This window comes from Candidatus Neomarinimicrobiota bacterium, assembly GCA_021734025.1.
GTDB lineage: Bacteria > Fidelibacterota > JAANXI01 > JAANXI01 > JAANXI01 > JAANXI01.
This window is the reverse complement of the sequence record JAIPJS010000001.1, coordinates 460891-486118: the sequence shown is the minus strand read 5'-3', so window position 1 is coordinate 486118 and position 25228 is coordinate 460891. Positions and strand designations below refer to the sequence as shown.

The window sequence follows — 25228 nt, the reverse complement described above, 5'->3', positions numbered from 1 at the left end:
TGAACCACGTAAGGGTTTTTCCTTTCTCCTTTCTCCTTTCTCCTTCCTCCCTTTTCCCTTCTTTTCTCCTCCGTTTCGCCCGCTTCAACCCGCCGCGCGGACTTAAATCGGAAGACCAAGGTTTGTACCCCTATACCTTATACCTCTATACCCTTTTTCCCTTCTTCCTTTTCCTCTATAGCTCGCATCAAATATTCCAGGTTTTCACGCTTCTCCAGGAACTTCCGAAAGGCATCGATATCGGCGGCATTGAAAAAAACGTTCAGAAACGGATGGAACATCAGCATGGCCTGGCTCCCGATAAAATTCAGCGGGCGGACGCTCTCCAGGAAAAGCAGCATCGGAACGGTCATCTTGTATTTGACGACCTTTTCCGCAACGGTATCAACCAGTTTTTGCTGATGTGCCGTAACTTCAGCCATTAGTCAGTTCTCTTAAGTTGTGATTCCAGGATTGACGCGACTTCTTTCTTCTTTCGGTTTGTCATCAGATATACGCCGCGAATCCGGTCGTACATCGTATCCCCTTGCATCCGGTTCAACTGTATTCCGTTTTCTGCTACTGTGAATGAGCGGTAATCTTCTAATGTATATTCGTATTGCCTCCACGGACGCCGGACGGTTATTCCATCTTTGGAAACCGTGTAATGCGTTGAAAAAAAATATCGGTGCAGCGAGAGCAAAAAAATTCCCAGATAGAGTAATGTCCAGTTGGCGCTGCCGGTCAGAAGTGCCAGACTGTAAGCCACGCCGATGACGATGATGCTGACCATCAATGTCTGCAATAGATTCCTTCGCATGGGATGGATAGTCCACTCCACGGTTTCGTTGTCAGCCAGTCCTGTCACGTTATAATTTGTCAGTCACGGAGCCGGGGATCGAATGCATCCCGGAGCGCATCGCCGACGATATTAAACGAAACAACGGTCAGAACGATGGCAAAGCCCGGAAATGTTGCGATCCACCAGGCATCTATGAGATTCTTCCGGCCGAGGTCCACAATATTGCCCCAACTCGGCGTCGGAGGTTGTACTCCAAGTCCCAAAAAGCTTAAGCCTGCTTCCACCAAAATTACAATCCCGATGTTGAGCGTGGCGTAAACGATAATCGGCGCCATGGTATTCGGTATCAGGTGTTTAATCAGGATTTTTATGGTGCGCTGCCCCAGTGCCCGGGTTGCAAGAATAAATTCCTGCTCTTTGAGCGAGAGCACCTGTCCCCTGACGAGACGGGCGACGCCCATCCAGCCAGTCAGGCCAAGGACTGCAATAATCCAGAAAATAGATGGCCCCACAAAGGCAATTACAATCAGGATCAGAAAAAGCCGCGGAAATCCGAGCATCAAATCGACCAGTCGCATGAGTGCGCTGTCGATCCATTTACCGAAGTACCCGGCTACCACCCCGATGATTGAGCCGATGCCCACGGACAGTGTCATCGAAACAAAGCCGATGAACAGCGAAATCCGCGATCCGTAGATAATCCGGCTCAGGAGATCCCGGCCAAAACCGTCTGTGCCCAACAGATAGCCTGAAGTCAGCGACGGCGCTAAAAACCGCGTATTGAGTACATCCGCCTGGGATATGGGATCATGGGGCGAAATCAGGGGCGCCAAAAGCGCAACGCTATAGAGAATTCCCAAAATCACGATTCCCCACATCCCGCGTCGGTTCTTTTTAAATCGCCGGATTCCAATCTGCCATTCACTGATACCTGCGTCAGCGTCGGGCGTGACAAAATCCTGCAATAATTTAATATTGAGCCAAAACGAAGTCAGAAAAAGAGCAAACAAATAGATGCTCGCCAGATAGATATCCCAGGCTGCCCCGGTGAAGACACTAAAGACCGTTTCCGGTTGCCAAATAAAGAATATCACCGGGAGAAAAAACATGCCGGATAATACTGCGCCACTTCCCCTGCTTCCCCGCCTCATTAAACTGATACCGGGCAGCAGATATTCCCATGCTGCGAAACTCATATTTGACTGTCGATATGTAATTTCCGGATTATTCACCACCGCCTCCGTCTCCGTAGCGAACCCGGGGATCAACGGCTGCGTACAATATATCCGCAAGGAGATTCCCGAGGGTGACCATAATATAAATAATAGCAACGACGGCAATAGCCACAGGATAATCTCTGGCAAAAATTGCTGTCAGCATGACCCGCCCCATTCCTGGCCAGGCAAACACAATCTCCGTAATAATGCTGCCACTGAAAATAAAGGGAATGGAGAGACCGAACAGGGTTACGACGGGTAATATGGCATTTCGGGTGGCATGTTTAAAATTTACGACGCGCTCACTGAGTCCCTTGGCCCGGGCTGTCCGGATAAAATCCTGCCGGATAGTCTCCAACATGCTGCCGCGCATATACCGCATTGTACTGGCTGCGGATGCGACACCAAGCACGAACACCGGCAATATCAGATGCACCACCCTGTCCCAGAATTGTCCCCAGGCCGACATGTACTCGTAATTAATGGAGGTCATTCCCCCTGTGGGCAGCCATCCAAGAACATACGAGAATATAAGGATCAGCATCAGGCCAAGCCAAAATCGAGGCATCGAGTAGAAAAATAGCGAGACAATGGTCATAACATCATCGGATTTTGAATACTGTTTTATGGCGGAAAATATCCCGAGTACCACTCCGATCAGCAGCGCTACCATCAGCGCTAATCCGTTCAGGATAAGCGTATTGTAGATTGCATCTTCGATAACATCCGCAACCGGACGGGACCGGTCAAAGGAAATACCGAAGTCTCCCTGCACGAATGAGGTAAGCCACCGCCAGTACTGGACATGCAACGGCTTGTCCAGTCCAAATTTCTTCAGCATGAGTTCTTTAACTTCCGGGTCAAAATCCGGATTAATATACTGTGTTGTGGGATCACCTGGCGCCAGCCGCATGATAAAAAAGGTCAGAGTCAATCCCAGCCAAATCATCGGGATCGCGACTCCGATGCGGCGAATAACATATGTCAACATAAGCGGTTTACCCGTCCGGCGTTCAGAATTTTAATATTTCCGCTCATCTGCCGGAACCCACCAGTCCCGAACATTCACATACGTGCCACGCTGATCCATGATCACGTCTTTGAAGCGCTTGTGCAGACCGTGACCGGATTTTGTATAGAAAAGCCAGGTGTAAGGCTGATCTTCGATAAGGATACGCTGCGCCTTACTCCAAAGTTCTTTTGCTCTCTCGCGATCCATCTCAAATTTGGCCTGATCGTTAATCCGATCGAACTCCGGATTGCGGTAGGAGGGGAAGTTAAATTTATCCAGCACGGACCTGGAATGGAAGGTAGTGGTCATATCCACTTTCAGGCCGACGCTCCATCCGGCAAGTGCGGCTTCAAACTGCTTCTGATCCAGGTTGTCAAAGAAGGTCACGCCCTCTTCCATACGGATTTCCATCTTGACCCCCACCTTGGACAACATATCCTGGATCAGCGTACAAGCCTGCTCCCTGCGCTCGTTCCCCGTATTTGTTTTCATAATGAATTGAAATTTCCGGCCGTCTTTGTCCCGAATACCATCTCCGTTGCTGTCTATCCATCCAGCATCTGAAAGGAGCTGCCTGGCCTGCTCTGGATCGTATTCGATCCTGGGGAGGCTTTCATCGTACGCCCAGAGGATTGGCGCAATCGGTCCGCGCATTTCCACGAGCAACCCGTAACCGATAGCTTCCCGGATGAGCTCCCGGTCAATAGCGTGAGTCATTGCACGCCGTATTTTCGCATCGGCAAAAAATGGATTCGGGATCTGATCAAACGATTCAACCGTCGTATGGACATCCGGGTCATATTTTTCCGGATCGATAGTATTCCAGGCCACATAATCGTAGGTCCGGCCCATGAATTCATAGGGCTTGATGTCGGTCTTCCCGGCTTTGAAGTTTTTCTTCAGCTGCTGGAATTCTTTCATTGGCACATTTTCCAACATATCGATTTCGCCGGTTTTGAGTTGGGTCAATAAGGCCGTTCTGTCCGGAACGATTCGGTAGACAATGCGGTCCAGGTGCGGTTTGCCTTCTTCGTAATAATCAGGATTTGCCTCTAGTTCGATCTGCTGCTGCTGGCGCCAGCTCTTCAACTTGTAAGGACCATTACCTATGGGATCTAAATTGTATTCGGCCGTCGCAAGATTTTCGGGCTTAATATCTCCCAGAAGATGTTCCGGGATAATGGGGCCGACGGTTGCGTCCATCATTTGATACGGGTACACGCGATCAAAGGTAAAAACAACTGTCGTGTCGTCAACGGCGGTTACATCTGTAATATAATCTTTCCAGCGAATAGCACTCCAGGCAACCCTGGGATCGACGGCAACCTCATGAGAAAATACCACATCTTTGGCAGTCGTCTTTTCCCCGTCCGCCCAGTAGACGTCGTTACGGAGATGGAAAGTCAGTGTTTTCCGGTCCTCTGAGAATTCCCACGATTTTGCCAGCCGGGGAGAATATGTCAATAAATCCTTATTGATGTCCGCCAGCGTCATAAAAATCAGGCTTTCGATATTACTTGCTTGTACAGTGGTAGATATATAGGGATTGAGCGCCTTTACATCGCTGATCAACCCGACAATAAGCGTACCGCCCTGCGGAATCCTTTGGCCATCCGGCATCGTAACAAACCGGATATCCTCAGACATTTTTTTATCACCACCGCCGCCACACGCCATAAAAACGACACCGGCGAGCGCAACCAGAATAATAAGTGATTTACGCATAACTCCCCTCCATCTCTTAAAATACGTCAAGTTGAATTGCGATAAATATTAACGGACTGACGACCAGCAACGAATCAAACCGATCCAATACCCCGCCATGCCCCGGTATCAGTGAGGACGAATCCTTGATATCCGTCCGGCGCTTCAGCCAGGATTCCATAAGATCACCGGCTTGTCCGGAGATTCCAATGATTATCGCAAGTATGACTGCCATCCGTAGTGTAATTCCCGGGACCAACTCCGAAAAATAGACCCCAAAAACGAATGCCATTGCACCTAACAATCCGGCGACAGCCCCCTCCACTGATTTTTTTGGACTCACTTTTTCGAATAGCCGGTGTTTCCCGAATCGAATTCCAAGAAAATATGCTACGGTATCACAGATCCAGACCCCAGCGAAAATTAAAATTACTAGCTGTCCGGTGAAAATGTAGTCGTTGAATACCCCACTTTCCCTGATACCTATCATGCTTCCGGCACCAACCCCGAGATACAATAACCCAAACAGGGTTACTGATACATTCTGAAGGGGCTGCTCCGAAGTTGTGACCATCTCAAGGAAAAGGCTAAGAAGAGTTGCACTGATTAAAATAGTTATGATTAAGGCAGGGGTTCCGATATAAAATGCCCAGAGGATACCAAGAGTAGCGATCCCTCCAATAAAACGGCTCGGAACGATATCCAATGTTTTTGCCATGGAAAATAATTCAGACAGGCCAAGGAGCGCCACTGCCGCAACGAAGGCCAGAAAATAATACTGCCCAAACCAGATGGCGGCAAGTATCAGCGGTATACCGATAATGGAAACTGTGATCCGTTGAATCGCTTCGCTCAAGAATGCTCCGATATATTCCAACAACCAGGCAAGCCAGGTTTTAACACGTCCGATTCTTTACGGAAACAACTGACTTTGCGGCGCTTTATTCGGGTTATTTGAAGAACTGATATTAACGAAATTCGCTGCTGTTTTCAAGAATATTCCACCCAAATTCACCGGGCATATTTTCCGTCCCCCAGCTCCACGATTTCGATTCGTACCTTCCCGGTACCGGCCGCGACCATCCCCAATTTTTTTGCGGCTCCATAGGATAAATCCAGCACGCGTCCGGGAATAAATGGCCCCCGATCATTTATGCGTACCAGAACAGACATTTCGTTATTGAGGTTTGTCACCCGTACAACAGTATTAAACGGTAACGTCTTGTGCGCGGCAGTAATGCCGTACATATCGAAGGTTTCTCCATTGGCGGTTTGCTTCCCGTGAAAATCATCGGCGTAATAGGAAGCGATTCCGACGAAGGACTGTCCTACGCGAAATTTTGAGCTCAGTTTAGGCGGCGATTGTTTCTTGGTCTTCTTAGTTGTCTTTGACTTTGATTTGGACGGCGTCGATGTGAACCGCGGCGATGGTGTGCAGTCATATAATCCGGCGGCAACAACCAACAGCACACCTATTTTAATAAACCTATTCATGTGCGATTCCGATAATTTCTTCCAGAGTGGTAAAATCGTGTTCATCGAGCCACTTGGTAATCTCCGGGACCAATTTGGGACCCAGTCCGGGATCGCGATAATTCAAGGTCCCGATCTCTATGGCCGACGCACCAGCCATCAGGAATTCGATAATGTCTGCGGCCGTTTTAATGCCTCCGATGCCTATAATCGGCACGTCCACCGCTTCAGATACCTTAAAAACCTGGGCAATCGCCACCGGCTTTATTGCGGGTCCTGAGAGCCCGCCAAACACCGTACTCAGCACCGGCTCCTGTCGTTCAATGTCTATTTTACTACCGACAAGCGTATTAACCAGAGAAAGTATATCCGTTCCCCCGTTTACAGCCGCCTTTGCCATAGACTGAATCGAAGTCACGTTAGGCGAGAGCTTAGTTATAATCGGACGGTCTGTCAATGCCCGGAGTTGTGAGATGAGCTTTTCCAGATGAGGCTCCGATACCCCGAATTCCATGCCGCCCTCTTTTACATTCGGACACGACACGTTGATTTCATATCCGTCAATACCCTCTTCGGCATCCAGCAGCTCCAGCACCCGGCAATACTCTTCCATTTTGCTCCCGGCAATGTTGACAATCAACACCATATCTTTTTCACGGACAATCGGCAATTTCTCCCGGATGAATGCCTCGACACCAATATTCGCCAATCCGATGGAATTAAGCATGCCGCTGGATGTTTCCACGATTCGCGGCGGCGCATTCCCTTCCCTGGGCTGCCCTGTTAGTGATTTGGTGACAATGCCACCAAATGCGCCGAGGTCCACGTAGTCCGGCAGCTCATCGCCATATCCAAAGGTGCCACTGGCGGTCATAACAGGGTTTTTGAGCGTCAATTGGTCAAGATAGGTCGTGAGGTCTGCCATAGACTATTCCGTAAAAGCCAGATTTTCAGCGTTGAAGATAGGACCGTCCTTGCACACCAGCGCATACGTCTTGTGCGGCGGCCGCTGTTCGATTGAGCAGCCCTGGCACAGTCCGATACCGCATGCCATTTCCCGCTCTATAGATAATTGGAGTGAAATATTGCGATCTGCACAAATTCGCGCAACCGCTTTCATCATTGGTTCGGGGCCGCAGCTATACGCGACGAATTTTTGTCCGCCCGGGGCCTTGTCCAGATATTCAACCAACTGCTCCGTCACCAGTCCATGGTACCCCAGGGAGCCGTCATCGGTTGTCAGGAATAATTCGGTATCGGGATCCTCCCGGTAATAATGCTCATTTTTGTTTAAGGCTCCCATGAATAGTACCGGATGAATCCCTTTTTCAACGAAGAAGTCCCGTAGTATTACGAGCGGAGCGAAGCCAAGACCGCCACCAATCAGAAGCGGAATGCCCTCCTCTTCCGGATTAACGGAAAACTGATTTCCCAGTGGGCCAATGATGTTCGCCGTGTCTCCCGGTTGCAACCCCGCCATTTGATAGGTTCCGATACCAATAGCCTTGTAAATGATTTCAATCAGTTCGCCCGAGACTCTGGCCACGCTAAATGGGCGTCGCCACAGGGGTTCTCCGTCGGGATTTGTGAGAATATTGATAAACTGTCCTGGTTGGTTTACTGCGGAAATTTGCGGGGCTTTGAGCCTCATCCAGAAAATTTCGTTGGCTACTTCGTCATTTGCAACGACAGGCGCCTGGCGTAAAACGGTATTATTCATTTTCAAGTATTGTATCCGTGGTATCAGAGGTAACCGGCAAATCGGAGACGCCGCCGGAGCCAGTATCAGGTTCAGCTGGTGTGGCCAGTGCGGTTTGGATAGATGTCAAATCCCGGAGTCGGGCGGAAACAGTACTAGACATTTCGTGCTGCGGATATTGGTCCCGGAATTGCTGATATCGTGATACAGCCGAATCCAGCACCATGAGTTTGTTTTCGTAAAGCCATCCCGTAACATAAAGCGCTTTGGGGCCGTATTTAGACTCCGGATAGCTCCTGTAAATAGATTCGAGGAGTTCCCTGGCCTTAGAATATTGATTCCGGACAATGAGGGAATCAGCCGTATTATATCGCTGCTTTAAATCGGATACCACAGACGGCGTTGTCGGTTTCTCTATCAAGTCTTTTCCATCGTACTCAATGAGTGCCCTGGCATCCGGATAGTTTTCACGGACCCGCATTACTAAGTTCTCCGCCCGTTCAGGCCTGTTCAGGACGTTTTGATAGGTGTATGCCTGCAATAGCAGCGCTTTTGCCTTAAATTCAGTATCTGGCGCAATGTTCAGTAAACTGTCACAGATTGCGAGACCTCTGTGTGGTTTATTTAAATCGAATATGAATAACTCGGCGATAGCGTATCTTTTCTCAAGATAACTGTCCAATCCCTGGATAGAGTCCTGCTTCATCAACCATGGACGGATTTCGTCGAAGGTAAATGCTGCTGTTTCTTCCTCTTCGCCCTGTCCCAGGGATAGAAACTCGGAACCTGACTCCGAGCCGACCGGTGCATCGGATACAGTAGATTCTTCTTTCTCCATCAGTGAATCTGACTCCGCACTCACCGTATCCTGCTTGGATTCCAGCATCTCCGGATGTTCTTTAGCAATATACGTCTGAATAAAATTGTCCCGATGGGTTTTCTGCAGAGTTTCTAACTTTTGCAATTGCCCGATTGACCGGCTTTTTTCCCGGGCTTCGGTTATAAACCTGTTCTCTTTGCCGATTCTAACTGTGTTGTCGAAATGCACCTTGGCCGAGTCATATTCCATCTGCTCAAATGCAATCTTTCCAAGATAATAATACCCGGTTGCTGCGGAAACAGTATTGGGATAATTCTGTGTCACATATTGATAGGAGCTTTTGGCTTTTACCGTATCGCCTGTCTGCTCATAAATCAATCCGCGTTCAATTTCCAGTTGGGGATAAAACTCCTGGTACTCCTCACCGGCCAGCCACGATTGTAGTCGCTCCATAGCCCTGTCATATTTCCCCTGTTTTCTGTACACCGTTACCATTTGGACGCGGATTTGGCGATCAAACTGAGGTTTGCGTGTAAAATCCGCAGCCTGATTAAAAAAGCGTTCCGCCTCGTCATACTGATTGTTATCCATCGCCCACTGCCCGGTACGCCAAGCGGCGTCCGCCTTTACTTCGTTATCCTCGGCGATGGCAATAGCGGACTGTACGGCTTCCAGCATCAGATCGGAATTGCCTTCGGCCTTTTCTAAATCCGACAAAGCTAACCAGGCCTGAGCCCGAAGCGACTTCTGATCGCTATTTTCTATGATAGATTCGAACTCATGCCGCGCTAACGGATATTCCTCCAACTGGAAATAGGCTTTCCCAAGAAAAAGCCTGGCTTCTCCCCGCAATGAACTGTTAGGAAAGTTACTGTTTAAATCGTTGAGATAATCACGCGCCAACCCGGGTTTGTCCAGATAATAGTACGATTTCCCGATTAACAGATAGGCCTCAGCCACATACTTTGAATCCGGATATTCAGTCAGGATTTTTTTTCCTTTCTGGACGGCACGCTGAAAATGGTCTTCTGTCTCGCGGGAGACCGTGCTGCTCTGGCGGAGATCCTTCCGGTAGGATTCATACCCTGTATTGTAGGCGGTTCGGGCGTTATAGACGGTATTAAAGTAGATACATCCGGTGAGAAACAATGTAATAAGAATTAATGGTAAGAATTTATTCACTCTGTATCCAGTGTCTATATTGATTCATAAGTTCAGGTAAAGCTATACCAGATTGTTCCCGAATTGTTTCATCGGCGATCAAAGAAATATCGGTATGCTCCGGGTTGATTTCAACCAGATAAGCATCGTGCCCTTTCGCCGTCCGTGGAATCCCTGCAGCGGGATAGACAACAGCTGAGGTTCCGATTGAAAAAAGCACATCTGCGGTCGCTGCGTGACGCTCCGCTTCCTGGATAGCATCCACTGGTAACGATTCGCCAAACCATACGACATCCGGGCGAATATATCCCTCGCATTCATCGCACGTCGGGACACCCTGGCCGTTTTTCATATTTCCGTAATCGTATCGCTTGCCACAATCAATGCAATAATTTCTGTAGATGTTTCCGTGCAGTTCAATCACATTATTGCTCCCGGCACGCTGATGCAGTCCGTCCACATTCTGAGTAATAATTGTGACGTAATCGAACAAGGTCTCCATCTCCGCCAATGCTTGGTGCCCCGGATTAGGTTTGACGTTATCGATGATCTCACGTCGATGAGCGTACCATTCAGAAACCCGGTCCGGATTATCCATAAATGCATCGAAGTTGGCCAGTTCTTCCGGCTTCATCTTTTTCCAGAGCCCCTCTTCACCGCGAAATGTCGGGATGCCGCTTTCGGCTGAAATCCCCGCCCCTGTCAAAGCGACTATATGTTTCGCAGATTCTAACTGTTCAAACAGAAATGGATCGACCTCCATAGTTTGTTCAGGCATCTTTTGGTCCTTCATAAATTGTCTGAGTAATGATTTAAACATAACATCCTATCGATATGACTCATTTACGATATGACCATTAACCATGACTATATCCGGTAAGGATAATGATTCCAACGGCGGTTCGCTAAAAATATTCAAATCGGCATCTTTGCCGACCTCGATTGTGCCCAGTCTGTCCTCCACATGTAACATTTCTGCTGGGATTGTTGTTATGGTTTTCAACGCCTGTTCCGTGGACATGCCAAGCCGTTGAAGCAATGCAGCTTGATATACCAGGTTTTGCACGCCGGCGAGACCGTCGTCGTTGTATTGGTCAACCTGGAGATGGAACCGAAAGTTCCGCTGAAATAAGGAATCGGCTTTCTCTATTGATACGGCCGGTAGAAATCCTTCCGGGTTATATTGAGTCAATGGGCCGGTAATAATCTGAGGCTGCCAGTCCGAAAATCGCTCCCAAAACATATCGATCTGTTCCATTCCGACAAAAACCGGGGAGAAATCATAGTCTTCCCGCAGCGACAGTCCACGCTCAATCTCCGTGGGCGTATTTGCATAGATAAAGACGGGAATTTCCTGGTTTATGGTCCGAATAAGCATTTGGGTGTGCCCGTCGATATCAAAATCGGAATAGCCCGATTGAAAGTCTTCCCGCGCTTCCCGAATTCGGTTGGCCTCCCGAAGCCAGTTTCTAATCAGAATTATGGATTCCACCTCCGAGGCTAAACTTCGTTCCCGTGCTTGTACGTTGGGGTGCGAGGCCCGGATTAAATTGATACTCAACGCGCTCATTTCATTTACAACCCGGTCCAGATACCGGTCGCCAGCAGTCTTCACTAAGGTACCAACCCCAGGGATGGGGCGATCCGGTTGGGGCATTATGTTGGCGGCGGTTATCCCATGCAGTATAGCTTCCGAAAATGCCGGATTGCTGATATCTACTACATCCATCATCCGGAATCCTGGAGTTATCGGCTGACGATTTACCAGATCCGTTTCGTTGTCGGTATCCAATCCAAGGGTAGTGTTGGCGAGAATAAATCCCGGGGTAATATATTTGCCGACAGCTTCCAGGACTATGGCATCTTTGGGGATAGTAATCCGACGGCCAACATAGGTAATTTTGCCGTTTTCCAGCCGGATAATGCCATTTTCGATAATTTCGTCGTTCAGAGTGTAAATCGTGCCGCCTTCGATATACATCGGCTCTGGCTGCGCATTCGCCAGGATCGAAAGGCCAAGGCCTACCGCCAGTAATATTACGAATTTTAGTCTCTGGCCCATACCTGTCTTCCCTGAACAATAGTCATCGAAATTTTGCTCATCATATCCATCGGCGTTCCGGATAGTACCAGTAGATTTGCTCTGGCGCCCTTCTGCAAAACCCCGACGGGATGTACCAAATCTACCAATTGATTGCTGACCGAGGTGACTGCCCGCAGAGCCTCACCTGGTGGAATGCCGTACTGAACAGTCTGCTGTGCCTGGTAGTAAAGCGTCCATTCCGGTTGGGTTGGCGCAAACGTAGCTATGGCAAACGGAATACCGTATTCCAGCAATTGGGACGGAATTGAATAATACCTGTTCTTTTCTGTATCAAGACTCAATGTGGACGGCCCGATGATTAATGGGGGAAAAGTCTCCAAATCTCTAGTGGACAACGTACGGATATATTCCGTACTCCGGTTGCCACCGCCAAAATAATACTGAACATCATGTGGCGCCAGCATTTCAGTAACCAGGGAATAGTGCACCGGATTATCCAATACAAGATACAGGGGTATCCCCTTCTGTACGGTTTTTACGAGGAATTCCTTCTCGCTCAAGGGGGTAAAATCCAGCCCCTGGTATGCCGGATTCCTCAACTGGCGTATTGCTTCCCGCAATCGATACATCTTTTGCAGCGAATTGAATTGGAGCGAGGCATCGTCAGTGCCAACAAGGGATATCTGGTAGTCCAAAGTATCTACGAGAATGTTGGGCCCCCCAAGGGAATCCGGAGCTATTTCCACTAGTGATGAATAGCCACCAAAGAGGGAATCTGTTGGCGGGCGAACAGCGACGGTTGTGATTCCATGCGATAACAGTGACTGGATTTGTTCGCCGGTAAAATTCATCCAGTCCGAGACGGACAAATCGTAAAGGTTGCGTCGGCCGGATTCCTGCATACTCACTGATGTGTGTAAGTCCACTAACCCCGGAGAAACAACTTTCCCTTTCAGATCGATATACGTGGCAGCTGTATCAGAAGTATCCAACTGAGTACCGACATAACTGATTAATCCGTCTTTTACCTTTAGAACTCCGTTTTCGATAATTCCGGCATCAGTCATTGTGTACAGCGTACAGTTATGGTAAACGGTGGAGAGACTATCAGCAAAAGATTCACCACAAGGGAAACTCGTCGCGAAAACCAGAAGGAACATGAATATGGAGAGCCGCGTTCGCAAAAGTCTTGTCTTTATGTTATATCGTGATGTGCATTTAACACGTTCAATTTATCTATTTTCTGCTCTGTTCTGTAACGTCAGAAGATAGGCCCCGGCGCCAAAACCGACCATCGGAAACGCCCCGCGATAGTCTGTGGTGTATTCGTCATACAACTCACCAATCAAGCCGTAATTCGCCAGAGACTGTTCGGTGACCCAGTCAAGGACTTCCGTACCCCGGAACCGTTCGCCCAGCAGGAACCAGCCCCCCGCCATCCGTAAATCCAAAAATACCCATTCCTGTGTATCATACCATTCCTTGCTGGCAAGTCGCATGTATCCGGGACCGGTTCTCGGCATTTTAAGATAGGTGTTGAAGGCCTGCATTGTATTCCGTAGTCGTGGTTCGAAATCCTCTCCTGCCAACCAGTGGATAGCGGACACAGCAGAGCCATCAACATATTCCTCCGGCAGCGAAGATTCCAAATTCCCCTTTATGACGTCTTTTTTCGAATCAACAAGATAGAGCCGAAATCCCTGGGACAGTCGGTTTGCCGCCTTCAAATACCGGCTAGCAGCAGATTCATCATTTACCGCCAGTGCCATATTGGCTGCCGCATCCAAACCCTGGATAGCCCAAACTGTGGTAAAGGTAAAATGTTTTCCCGGCAGATGGCGCTCCCAGGGACCGCTCTCACTCCTGATTAATCCGTAACTGTCAATACTTTTGACGAGCGGGTCTGCAATCTCCCCTGCAATAGTGTCCCAGTGCTCACGCAGAAATGCCACATCACTGGTAGCGTCGAAATAATTACCCAGCGTGGACAGAAACAATCCAAATCCGTCAAGTTCAATATTGGGACCGTCATCATTCTGACCCGACCATTCGGCTCCATTCCCGTAATACCGGCAAACGGAAATCCGGTACGGCGTCTGTATTCCGTAATCTTTTCCCTGCCAGAGGAAGTGCTGATACTTCCCCGCATCTGCTCGGAGTTGAAAACGGAGCGCATCACGCGCCTCAGAAAAGTGTCCAGTCTGGATCAAAGCCTCCACCGCATAGGCCATATCCCGAACCCATGTGATATTCCATTTGCCCGGTGGCAGTGATGCCAAAATTTGTCCGTGTGAGGCCCCCTGCTCCCGGACCTGTGCCATCTTCAATATCGCCGATGACTGCCTGGCTAATTTTTCTTCCATTTTATTTAATCCGGACGGAAGCCTCTCCTGCCCATGCCATTCTGCCCAGAATTCGCGTTCAGTGTACAAACTGTTCATGCCGGGATATTTGGTCATATATTCCCGGACAATCGGCAGGATGACGTTCTTCCCCTTGGGATGCATACCAAGGATATCGACCTGGACGGATCGATCCGCACTATACTCGTAGGTTTGGCTTAAATGGACGGCCGCCGGATCGAGATCGGAAATATTGAAGTCAATCCGGGAATTCCGGGCACCGGGACCAGTGAGTTCAGCAATATTGACAACCAATCTATCCCCGGAGGTGAGCGGAGTAAAGTGATAGGTGCTTAAGGTCAGAGAAGAATTCAATTGAAATTTTCCGCTGATAATTCCTGTTCCGGATTCATAGCGTACCTGATCCGGGGAAAAAGACGAGAGCTGATACTGCCCGGTATCGGTGTAAACAGTGAATCCTGCTTCAGACAGTAAATCCAGTGTGGGAGTTTCCGGATTGTACTGTTGGTAAATATGGTCCAACCACTGAGTAATTCTATGTTTTTCAGCGTTATAGACTATTGCAGTTAAACCATTGCTTGAAGGAATTTTATAGATAGATTTATGTGGTATAGAATTCACCTGATGCACTTTTTTAATTTGCTCTTCTGTATAGAGGCCGACAGGTCCGCGATAAATTCCGCCGGTTCCCCCGGTATCATACACCCTAATTGCCAGAAGGTTTTCAGTTTTAAGCAGCCCGGACGACAGCGGATATTTCCGGAACGAATAATGTTCAGACTGGACTTTCGGGGGAAATTTACCGGTTTGACCGAGTAATCCCCCGTTGAGATAAACCTGATCCACATCCGAGATAAACCCCGCTACCAGATAATACCTTTTATTCGATTCCCTGATATGTTCGGGCGCCACAAACCGGACCCGATACCAGCCATATCCGTTAAATTCTTCACCTAAACTTTCCGGCACTTTTACCGATTGCCAGACAGAGTCGGACTCAAATGCCGGTGAGGACCAGCTCGGATCGTCACCTGCATGAAATTTCCAGTTTCCCTGGATTGGAAATTGACCGTACCCGTACGACATCACACCGAGGAAAACGATGAAGACAGTAATGTGTCTTAACATCTAGGCTACCTCAGCTGCAATGCGGTCATAATCAATAACCCGGTTTCTGCCACTTTCTTTGGCATAATACAGCGCCTTGTCTCCCTGCTCTACCAGATCCTGTGTATTGACATGCTCTTCTTTGGCTAAATGACTGATTCCGATACTCACCGTGATTTGAATCTCAGGAGTATTTTTCGCCGCATCGCCTGTAAGCTCAAACGCATGCTCTTCGATGCGTTTTCTGAGACGCTCGGCAAATATCTGTGCTCCCTCAATATTCGTCTCCGGCAGAATCATTGCGAACTCTTCACCACCATAGCGGATCGGGATATCGATATTCCGGGATGAATCACGGATAATCCAGGCAAGGTTTTTAATGATTTCATCGCCATTCAGATGGCCGTATGTGTCGTTGACCGATTTAAAGTGATCGATATCCAGGATCAGAAACGAGAGCGGATTTTCATATCGCTGGGAACGCTCGATTTCCTTTTGAATTTGCTCTTCGAAGAAGCGTCGGTTGTATAAGCCGGTCAGACTGTCTTTTATCGCGAGCTCCTTGACCTGCTGGAATACTTCCAGGTTGTTTATGACGTGCAACACCAGCGCTACGCGGGCACTAAAGGTGGCAAACAGACGGATTTCTTCGGTGGTATAGCTGTTCTTACCGCACGAGCTGATGAATAGTAACCCGAGCAGTTCCTGATCCGGAGTCTTCAGCGGAATACTGATATTCGCCTTCCAGGGAGACGGGATTTCAGGAGCCGAATCCGGCAACGGCTCGCCATCCCACCCATGTATTTTCTTATGGATAGGTTTATCATCGAAATCTTCACCCGTTTCATTCTCAAACTGTCGTATAACTTCGCCGGTAATTGATTCCTCTACCGGATCGTTCAAGTGGTAATTCGTGTGGATAAATATTTTGGTATTGGTTTCCTGATAAACGCTAAGGAAGCCCAGATCGAACCCGATTATTTCTTTCAGATCGTCAAATATGGACTCTACAAATTCTTCGAAATCCTGCGTCGTGGCTACCTTTTTGCTCATCTCATACAAAAACTTTAGTCCGCGATCCTTGAGCTCGGCAGAATCTTCGAGTTCTTTCACATAGTTATAGAGGTTTATTTCCGTCTCACTCAGTGGAAAATTCGGAGAAAAAATCAGGGAGACCTGCCCAAACTTTTCGGAACTAATGTCTTCGTTTGACGCGACCGGGATCGCAGTCACATTATATAGTAAATCCCGTTCCGAATTTCTAAGATCAATCTGAGTATAGCCCACGCCAAATTCTCTTATCTCGCTTAAAACATCCCCGGTAAACTGGTCGAAATCCAGATCCGGAAAAACGTCCATAAACTTTTTCTTTCCAATTCCCTGCTGTTCGAAATGGCAGAGATTAAGTCCTGCCTCATTTCCATCCAGAATTTCGCCGGATTCCAAATCGACCCGGATCGTTGCCAGCTGGGATGCAATCTGCTTTTGTTCCCCCTCGGAACGCGGGTCCATATTTTCAAGTTGCTCTAGCAGTAACTCTCTTGCCCGTTTCCGGTCATATTCCTTCGCTGCCGCATTCAGGATATCCTTGAGTTGTTCGATCTGGAAAGGCTTCCGGAAAAACCGAAATACCGCACCCTGATTGATAGCATCCATTGCCGACTCGAGATCAGCGTAACCGGTCATCATTATTCTGACAATCTGCGGATATTGTTCTTTCAGGATATTTAACAGCTCAATACCGGTCATTTCCGGCATTTTATGATCCGCAACTACGATATGGATATCGCTTTCTTCAACTATTTCCAGGGCCTTTTGCGGCGAATCCACTGTGCGGGTCGGATACGTCCAGTTATGGGCAAGCTCTTCCAGAAACTGCAAAAAGTCTGTATCGTCGTCTACAAACAAAATAGCATGTTTCATGAATCGATGGCCCTTGACTTGATATGAGACGCTGTCGGCTTAACCCTTGCCTGGCACAGCGAATAACTCACTGGTGCCGGTAACCTTTCGGACAACCTGCGAGGCGACTGTAGAGCTTTGCATTATGTAAAAATGGATTGCCGGTACCCCGGCTTCTAACAATTCCATGGTTTGGTTTAACGCCCATTCAATGCCGATTTCACTCACCGAAGCGCCCTCGGCAGCCGCAACTTCCTGTGATAATTCCTCCGGCAGATCAATATGAAAGTACCGGGGTAAAAAACTAATGTGACGCTTGGAGGTTAATATTTTCAGGCCGGGGATGATCGGAACCTCAATTCCGGCTTCCCGACAGCGGTCCAAATAATCAAAGTATCGCTGATTATCGAAAAACATTTGCGTCACAATATAATCCGCACCGGCTTCAATCTTGGCTTTTGTCTGTTGGATGTCCCAGTCGAGATTGGGCGCCTCGAAATGCTTTTCCGGATAACCGGCGACTCCGATACAAAAGTCAGTTGGCGTTGCATTGGCGAGATCTTCCAGGTAATTGCCATTATTCATTTCATGGATCTGATTAACCAGGTCTATGGCATATTCATTCCGGGTACGGCCATCCTGCAACTCTTTTTGGTAACCGGGATCGTCACCGCGGATTGCCAGCACATTTTCAATGCCGAGGTAGTTCAGTTCAATGAGCGCATCTTCGGTCTCCTGGCGGGTGAACCCCTGGCAGAGCAAGTGCGGAACCGCATCAACCTTGAACCGGTGCTCGATGGCTGCGCACAGGCCGATGGTACCTGGGCGTTTCCGCTTAATCCGCTTTTTATAGACTCCGCCCGGTTGTTTCTGTAGGTCTATTTCGGCTGCATGGCTTGTTACATCAATGAATGGCGGGTTAAACGGCATGATACTTTCAATGGTATCAAAGACTCCCTGGATGCTCCCGCCGCGTTTCGGTGGGATAATTTCGTAGCTGATCAACGGCTCCGACGCGCGTTCGAGATGCTCTATAACCTTCATTCGGAATCCTGTGTCTGGATGTCAGATGATTCTCCCTGAAACCCTGATATATCATACCAGTTCGGGCAGTACAAAAATATAGATTTTTACTACTGTAGAATCAACTTGATTTCACCGGATCAAAACCAGAAATGTCCCTGTAATATCACCTCGGAATGGGCGTAATCGGGATCCGCTGCTACCCGGACTAATCGGAACTGTGGTTTAAATTCTACATAGGCCACCGGAATAATATCGAGCCCGAATCCGATCCGGGTGAGACTGTTCTCCGTGAATTCTATATTTTCGTCGTAAAAATGGTGCTCAATCCCGACATCGAGTCCGTCCATCACCTTATACGTGATCTCCGAGTACGTGGCCATCCCGGTCGCGTCCGGTTCCGCATAATCAGCAGTTACATCCACCTCTCCGAGGAGCGTGAATTTTCCCCAATTAATACCGCCATAGATGCCGGCCATGGAATAAGTCCTTCCTATCCCGATAGCATCCCCGTTATAAAGGCTCCCGCCTACCAATGCATTTATATCGCCAACCCAGAAGGCGTGCTTTACCGACAGCGTCGTCGAATAGGATGTTCCGTTGCGAGGCTTGCCCAGGCTACCGGTAACCTCTAGTCCAAAAGGCTTGAGGGTCGCTTCTACACCAACGGTTTGATTTGTTGGCTTCCAGTGCAGGCCCTGTCGATCTGTTGGGATATTTGCGACCGGTTCCGGTGTTGCAATCCCGCCGACGTTTCCGCCGCGGACAAATGCAGTATGGTCCTCAAGCCGTAATCCATATGCGGGTAAAAATTGCCCCAGACGAAAATATCCGTTATCGTTGTCAAATTCGTATTGCCCCCATACATCCGTGGCGGCAAAATTTCGAAAAAGCGATTGTTCGAGGAAGAGTTGAAACCGTTCAGCAGGAACAATGTTGAGGTAGGCGTCTGCCTGCATCGGAAAAAACGCGTGCTCAGAACTCCCGTTTTGATTGTACCGATAGTACTGTACTCGGATGTCAGTGCCCAGCCGGACAAATTCATTGAGTTGTCCTGTGAAGTCTTCGCTGCCAAAATCGCCCCATTCTTCCATGGGAAGCACCTGGCGGGAATAGTAATCCGAACCGTAACTATTCCGCAGCCCACTTCCCTGGCTGTTGACGTGACACTGTCCGCAGGTCACGCCATCTCTGACCGCAAATTTGGGCAGACTATACGCAAAAGTAAATATTCCCGTTATCAGGACAACAAAACCGATTGTGATGACAGATCTCATAGGGGAACCCTTTTTGTCTGTGAGTTGAAACAAAAAATGCTGAAGTAATTTTTATTAAGCAATTTTCAGATTACAATCAAATTGATTTTCCTTTGGGAGTCGTCATTATCAGGTTTTATTTTATCCTTGAACATGGGAAGGTGTGATTCAAGACAAACGTTCATTTTATATATACGCTCTTTGCTTGTGAACTAATCTATCGAGAACTAAATTAACTTCACTTTTTAGAAACCAATGATATTCAGGAATATCGTTCCAGCCCATGAATCAAAGCGCAAGGCAACATAAGCGAAATAAGGTGCTCGTTGTCGACGATGATGCGTCGATAACCGAGATTATTGAAGAACACCTGTCCGACCTTGGATACCGGGTCTTCACAGCGGCCGATGCGCCGTCTGCCCGAGACAAGTTCAGTGAACATGCCATCGATGTTGCCCTGCTTGATATTAATCTGAAAAAAGACAGCGGGCTGGATCTCTTACGGGATTTCAAATCCGAGCGACCGGAAATCGTCGTAATCATGATCAGCGCTATTTCCGATATCAAGACCGTCGTAAAATCGATTCAGCAAGGTGCATACGATTATTTAGTCAAACCGATCATCGACCTGAATCAGGTCAACCTCCGCATCGAAAAAGCGTTCTCCGAGCAGGAACTCAAGTCCGAAAATTTGGCGCTGAAAAACGAACTCTCCCGGCAGAAGGATATTCCGGAGATGCAGAGCCGGTCCCCCGCCATGGCCAAGGTGAAGGACATGATCAAAACCGTCGCACAGTACGATTCCACGGTATTAATTACCGGCGAGTCCGGTACCGGCAAAGAAGTCGCCGCCCGCAACGTCCACAAACACAGCGACCGGGCGGAAAAGCCGTTTATTGCAGTTAACTGTGGCGGTATTCCATCAAGCCTTCTTGAGAGCACGCTCTTCGGGTACGAAAAAGGCGCCTTTACCGGGGCGAATAAGCGCACACGGGGTCTGTTTGAAGAGTCAAATAACGGGACCATTTTCCTGGATGAGGTTACCGAAACAGATGCAGACTTCCAGGTAAAATTGTTGCGGGTGCTCGAAGATAGTACTATCAGGCGGGTTGGCGGGACCGAGGAAATTACACTTGATCTCCGCGTTATTGCCGCAACCAATAAAGATTTGAAGCAGTATGTGGATGACGGCAAATTCCGCGAGGACCTCTATTACAGATTGCACGTAGTGAATATTTCGCTACCGCCGCTCCGGCAGCGCACCGAAGATATCCCGCTCATCGTGGATTACCAGGTGGATCGCCTTGCAGAAAAGTTAGGACGTGAGAATTTGACCATCGAACCCGAGGTGATGGAGAAATTTCAGGAATACAACTGGCCCGGGAATATCCGCGAGCTGATTAATATTCTGGAAAGCGCGATTATCATGTCCAATTCCGAGGCCATTACTTACTCGGATCTTCCCTCCCATTTTAAGACCGAACTGCAGAGTCAGTCATTCACGCCGATTGACGGGAACGACTATCAATCGGCGAAGACGGAATTTGAGCGCGTGTACTTTACCTCACTTTTAAGTACGGCCGATAATAACATTACCAAAGCGGCAGAAATCGCAGGGATCACCCGCCAGCATCTGTACCACAAGATGAAGGAACTGGATATTAAGAAGAACTGATTCCAATTAAGTAATTCCCGCCTCCCCTTCTTCACTTTTTTCTGCACCTCATTTTTTAGTCAAAAGAGTTTTCCTCTTATTTCTTACCTGCACACTGATTACAAATCTTGACTTGTGTTAAAAAATATTTACACACCCCGCCAAGTGTAAGATTTATATGACGTCCTCTAAAAGACATATCGACCGAAAGGAAGAAAATTAAAAATTTTATCTCCTTGTTTTTATAAGTACTTAAAACTACCCAAAATATGTTTGGCATACGGTTTGAAAATGTAAATAGTGAATATGTGACACAACAACCCAAACAAGGAGAAATGAAATGGGACAGCAACAATTACTCTTAATCGTTCTCGGCGCAATCATCGTTGGTATCTCAGTAGTCGTTGGAATTAACATGATGGGAACCGCCTCGGACAACGCCAACCTGGATGCAGTCAGGGCGGACCTTCTGAATATAGGTAGTTCAGCACAGGGATGGTTTAAGCGACCTGAAATGATGGAAGGGGGCGGGAATTCGTTTAATGGATTGGATTTCAGCTATATCACTTTCGGTAGTGATACAACTTACAACAACAATCTTACTGCTAAAAACCAAAATGGAGTATATGATATGGTTGCAGACTCAGCACAAGTTACTGTGACTGCGACTCCCGCATCAGGTGGAGCGCAAAGTATTACTGCGACTGTAACTGCAGGCAATGTTGAAATTGTAACAACTCCTAACCCTTAAAAGATAGTTAAAATTTTGAAGCCTCTCCATTTCATTGGAGGGGCTTCTTTCCTTATGCCTATGACCAAATATAGATATACAGGTAATACCAGGCAGAATAAAACTATTCAGATAGAGTTTGAAGCTGCCAAAAAAAATGAAGCCAGAAAAAAAGTAGCCCTTTTTGAAAAAAAGAGGGGACTTGTTGATGGCAATTTAGAAGAAGAACGTATCTTCATCTATAAAGTCAGCAAAAACGGCGGAAAGCCCGTCAAGGGTGAACAGCGCGCCTACAACGCCACCGAACTCACTAATGCGTTAGAAAACCTTGGTTATGAAGTTCACCGGGTAGAGAAGAAGCTTTTCAACTTTAAGGGAAGCGTACCGACTTCTGAAGTCGTCTCCTTTATTAGTTTGTCTGCCGATCTCCTGAAACAAAAACTCAGATTTGACGAAATCCTGAAGTTAATTAGTGAAGATGTCACTAATAAGCGGATGAAGCAGACAATCAAGGAGATAGAAAAGGATTTAAAGGACGGAAAAGACGGTGACCAGGTTTACGGCAAACACCAGGGTATTTTCGGCAAATTTACCACCTATATGCTGAGTGTTGCCTCCACCAGTGGAAACATGGCAGAGGTGTTCGAGAGTACCGCAAAATTTTTGGAGCGGGATGCCGAATTTAAAAAGAACCTTCGAAAATCATTATTAATGCCAATGATAACCCTTTTTGCGGTCTTCGGCGTAGTGATTGCCTATGTCGCGTATATATTCCCCAAAACAGCGGAAATGTTCGTCAAGTTCGATATTGATCTGCCGCCGATGACAGCAGCGACGATGGATTTCAGCAACTATTTAGAAGCCAACTGGATCATTTTAACTATCAGCACTCTTCTCCCCATCATTATTGCTGTAATATTTTTCCAGACTAAAAAGGGGCGGCTCTGGTTTGACAAACATATCATTAAAATTCCTATCATCGGTACTCTTCTCCATCGCACAAGTATCGAAATTTTTTCGCGGGTTTTTTACACCCTATACAGTGGTTCTGGTGAAAATGTCGATGTGATTCGAATTGCAGCTGAAGCCAGCAGAAACAATTACATCGAGCACCGGATCAAATCTATTGCCATACCAATGATGCTTAAGGACGGCGCCGGTCTTCTGGAATCACTGGAAGCTACCGGGGTATTTCCAAAGACAGCCCTCAGCCGGTACCGGCTTGGCTTTGAATCGGGCACCCTGAAAGACAATGCGAAGCAGCTTGCGGATTATTACGAGGCACAGACCTCTCACAAAATGGAACAGACCATAACGTCAATCAATGCCGTAATTAGTCTCTTTATAATGATAGTGATGATCGCCATTACTGTAATTTCCTCTGAGACAGCGGTTATACAACCTAACTCACCAATTTAATATGAACTTTCGCTTTTCAAAACAGCCGGAAATAGACGACTCCCCTTCCCTGGATTTTCCGAAATCCAGGGGGACGGATGTACGGGTCCCCTCCACCGAAAAACCCAGGCATCTCGGCCGTATTTTGCTACGACGTGGAATTATTACCGAGTCCCAACTCCAAACGGCATTGTCGGTTCAGGAAAGGGAATCCGGGGACAGCCAGCGGAGCCTGGGATTAATTCTCAATAACGACCTGGGCGTCGATCGCCATGAAGTAATGTCCGAAATTGCACGAATTTACGCCTTCCGTATCGTGGGACAGCGCGGTGAGTCCTTTCCGGAAGAGCAGATAGAATTCATTAAGGGGATCCTTGAAGATCTTGACAAGGATACCGTCTCACGGATGGTGCATCACAAGGTTATTCCGTACGAGATGAACCGGAACGCCCTGGTTTTTGCCGCAGCCGATCCGACGGCGCCCGGTATCTCCCCCATTATTTCCGATCTCAATTTTAAGCAGTACGAAATCGCGTACTGCCGGCTGGAAGTCCTGAACCATCTAATCGAGCAGGTCTACGAGGAGAAGAATGAATATCTGGATCTGCTGGATGACATGGAGTTCACGGATGCGGAGGTGGCCGAGCAAACCAATCAAATTGACGAAGAGGAACTGGACGCCGAGATCAACCGGAGCATGCTCAATTCCCTGGTGGAAGGTATGCTGCTGGAATCGGTCCGGCGCGGTGTCAGCGATATCCATGTGTTGCCCAAAGAAGGCAACGTCACCGAAGTCCATTTCAGAATCGACGGAAAACTCCAACTCTGGCACCGACAGGAAGGGGTAAAGCCGGAGGCGATCTCAGCCGTAATCAAGGATAAAACCCGGAACGTGGATCGATTCGAGCGGGATTCATCGCAGGACGGGTTCATCCAGCGTGTCGTGGATAACCATCAGATCCGGTATCGTGTCTCAATCCTCCCAATCGTTGGACAGGAATTCAGCCGGAAGCTTGAATCAGTCGTTATCAGGGTTCTCGATGACCGAAAAGTCATCACGGACCTGAACAAGCTCGGTCTCCAGGAACAGGCGCATAGCGACTTTCTCAAGGCGATCACCAAGCCGTCCGGTATCGTAATTATTACCGGGCCAACTGGTAGCGGTAAGTCCACTACCCTGGTCGCGGCGATTTCCCATATCATCGATCCCAGTATCAATGTGCTTACCGTGGAAGAGCCGGTGGAATATTTAATCCGGGGCGCCCGGCAGCTGAAACTGGGCGACCATATGACCTTCGATCAGTCGCTCCGCGGCATCCTCCGGCACGATCCGGATGTGGTGTTGGTCGGGGAGATCAGGGATCTGAAGACGGCAGAGATTTCCATCAAACTGGCGAACACGGGACATCTTACTTTTTCAACTCTGCATACGAATGATGCACCGAGCGCGATCTCCCGTCTCTACAAGATGGGCGTTGAGCCGTTTCTAATCGCCAATGCCGTGAACCTGGTGATGGCCCAGCGGCTTGTCAGAAAACTTTGCGATCATTGCAAAACCCCCATCGAAGATATGCACCCCGATGTGCCGTTGAACCTCGGCTTCACCGAAGAGGAAGTGTTGGAAACCACATTCTATAAACCGGTCGGCTGTGATAAATGCCATAACGGCTACAAAGGCAGAACCGCCATCATGGAAGCCCTCTCCTTCACGAAAGGCATCAGGAATGCCATCCTGAATGCAGGCGAGCAGATCGACGAGGAGCGGATAAAATCCATGGCCATTGGCAACGGAATGCTCACGCTGCGTGCGTCCGGAAGAGAACGTGTGAAGGAAGGCGTCACTTCCCTGGAAGAAGTTGCAGCTATTACGGTGGAGGATTGATT

Annotated in this window: 21 protein-coding genes; 4 read left to right on the top strand and 17 right to left on the bottom strand. The window is 48.2% G+C overall.

Features of this window, described 5'->3' with window-relative positions:
* Positions 1 to 137: 137 nt before the first annotated feature.
* The 17 genes from K9N57_01950 to K9N57_01870 all read right to left on the bottom strand — a co-directional run bounded on the left by K9N57_01950 (position 138) and on the right by K9N57_01870 (position 19583).
* Positions 138 to 422 carry a hypothetical protein gene (locus K9N57_01950; GenBank protein ID MCF7802931.1) on the bottom strand — a complete coding sequence of 95 codons (285 nt, stop codon included), beginning with the start codon at positions 420 to 422 and terminating at the stop codon, positions 138 to 140.
* Positions 422 to 847 carry a hypothetical protein gene (locus tag K9N57_01945; protein MCF7802930.1) on the bottom strand — a complete coding sequence of 142 codons (426 nt, stop codon included), beginning with the start codon at positions 845 to 847 and terminating at the stop codon, positions 422 to 424. Before K9N57_01945 ends, K9N57_01950 begins: the two co-directional genes overlap by 1 nt.
* Positions 848 to 858: 11 nt before the next feature.
* Positions 859 to 1890, bottom strand: a complete 1032-nt coding sequence (locus K9N57_01940) for an ABC transporter permease (GenBank protein MCF7802929.1) — start codon at positions 1888 to 1890, stop codon at positions 859 to 861.
* Positions 1891 to 2005: 115 nt separating this feature from the next.
* A complete protein-coding gene (locus K9N57_01935) occupies positions 2006 to 2989 on the bottom strand; it encodes an ABC transporter permease (GenBank protein ID MCF7802928.1) in 984 nt (327 codons plus the stop codon).
* A gap of 30 nt (positions 2990 to 3019) precedes the next feature.
* Complete coding sequence (locus K9N57_01930; GenBank protein MCF7802927.1) at positions 3020 to 4735, bottom strand: peptide-binding protein; 1716 nt, start codon at positions 4733 to 4735, stop codon at positions 3020 to 3022.
* Positions 4736 to 4751: 16 nt separating this feature from the next.
* Positions 4752 to 5570, bottom strand: coding sequence for a phosphatidate cytidylyltransferase (locus tag K9N57_01925; GenBank protein MCF7802926.1), 819 nt, complete (start codon positions 5568 to 5570; stop codon positions 4752 to 4754).
* A 155-nt stretch (positions 5571 to 5725) separates the two neighbouring features.
* On the bottom strand, positions 5726 to 6253 hold the full coding sequence (locus tag K9N57_01920) for a septal ring lytic transglycosylase RlpA family protein (protein ID MCF7802925.1): 528 nt from the start codon (positions 6251 to 6253) through the stop codon (positions 5726 to 5728).
* On the bottom strand, positions 6201 to 7112 hold the full coding sequence (locus K9N57_01915) for a dihydroorotate dehydrogenase (protein ID MCF7802924.1): 912 nt from the start codon (positions 7110 to 7112) through the stop codon (positions 6201 to 6203). Before K9N57_01915 ends, K9N57_01920 begins: the two co-directional genes overlap by 53 nt.
* Positions 7113 to 7115: 3 nt before the next feature.
* Positions 7116 to 7907: a dihydroorotate dehydrogenase electron transfer subunit gene (locus K9N57_01910; protein ID MCF7802923.1), complete on the bottom strand. Its 792-nt coding sequence runs from the start codon at positions 7905 to 7907 to the stop codon at positions 7116 to 7118.
* On the bottom strand, positions 7900 to 9888 hold the full coding sequence (locus tag K9N57_01905; protein MCF7802922.1) for a tetratricopeptide repeat protein: 1989 nt from the start codon (positions 9886 to 9888) through the stop codon (positions 7900 to 7902). Before K9N57_01905 ends, K9N57_01910 begins: the two co-directional genes overlap by 8 nt.
* On the bottom strand, positions 9881 to 10630 hold the full coding sequence (locus K9N57_01900) for an NAD-dependent deacylase (protein ID MCF7802921.1): 750 nt from the start codon (positions 10628 to 10630) through the stop codon (positions 9881 to 9883). Before K9N57_01900 ends, K9N57_01905 begins: the two co-directional genes overlap by 8 nt.
* A gap of 63 nt (positions 10631 to 10693) precedes the next feature.
* Entirely contained in the window at positions 10694 to 11929 is a 1236-nt protein-coding gene (locus K9N57_01895; GenBank protein MCF7802920.1) for an amidohydrolase family protein, read from the bottom strand.
* The gene (locus K9N57_01890; protein MCF7802919.1) at positions 11914 to 12978 is read right to left on the bottom strand and encodes a hypothetical protein; all 1065 of its coding nucleotides are present in this window, start codon (positions 12976 to 12978) and stop codon (positions 11914 to 11916) included. The genes K9N57_01895 and K9N57_01890 overlap by 16 nt, the downstream gene beginning before the upstream one ends.
* 165 nt (positions 12979 to 13143) lie before the next feature.
* The gene (locus K9N57_01885) at positions 13144 to 15402 is read right to left on the bottom strand and encodes a hypothetical protein (GenBank protein MCF7802918.1); all 2259 of its coding nucleotides are present in this window, start codon (positions 15400 to 15402) and stop codon (positions 13144 to 13146) included.
* Complete coding sequence (locus K9N57_01880) at positions 15403 to 17304, bottom strand: diguanylate cyclase (protein MCF7802917.1); 1902 nt, start codon at positions 17302 to 17304, stop codon at positions 15403 to 15405.
* A gap of 39 nt (positions 17305 to 17343) precedes the next feature.
* The gene (gene metF / locus K9N57_01875) at positions 17344 to 18327 is read right to left on the bottom strand and encodes a methylenetetrahydrofolate reductase [NAD(P)H] (GenBank protein MCF7802916.1); all 984 of its coding nucleotides are present in this window, start codon (positions 18325 to 18327) and stop codon (positions 17344 to 17346) included.
* A 119-nt stretch (positions 18328 to 18446) separates the two neighbouring features.
* A complete protein-coding gene (locus K9N57_01870) occupies positions 18447 to 19583 on the bottom strand; it encodes a hypothetical protein (GenBank protein MCF7802915.1) in 1137 nt (378 codons plus the stop codon).
* Between the two features lie 262 nt (positions 19584 to 19845).
* Here K9N57_01870 and K9N57_01865 point away from each other — a divergent pair, with 262 nt between their 5' ends.
* The 4 genes from K9N57_01865 to tadA all read left to right on the top strand — a co-directional run bounded on the left by K9N57_01865 (position 19846) and on the right by tadA (position 25226).
* A complete protein-coding gene (locus K9N57_01865) occupies positions 19846 to 21237 on the top strand; it encodes a sigma-54 dependent transcriptional regulator (GenBank protein ID MCF7802914.1) in 1392 nt (463 codons plus the stop codon).
* A gap of 319 nt (positions 21238 to 21556) precedes the next feature.
* Complete coding sequence (locus K9N57_01860; protein ID MCF7802913.1) at positions 21557 to 21967, top strand: hypothetical protein; 411 nt, start codon at positions 21557 to 21559, stop codon at positions 21965 to 21967.
* A 60-nt stretch (positions 21968 to 22027) separates the two neighbouring features.
* Positions 22028 to 23365 carry a type II secretion system F family protein gene (locus tag K9N57_01855; protein ID MCF7802912.1) on the top strand — a complete coding sequence of 446 codons (1338 nt, stop codon included), beginning with the start codon at positions 22028 to 22030 and terminating at the stop codon, positions 23363 to 23365.
* A 1-nt stretch (position 23366) separates the two neighbouring features.
* The gene (tadA, locus tag K9N57_01850) at positions 23367 to 25226 is read left to right on the top strand and encodes a Flp pilus assembly complex ATPase component TadA (protein MCF7802911.1); all 1860 of its coding nucleotides are present in this window, start codon (positions 23367 to 23369) and stop codon (positions 25224 to 25226) included.
* Positions 25227 to 25228: the final 2 nt, after the last annotated feature.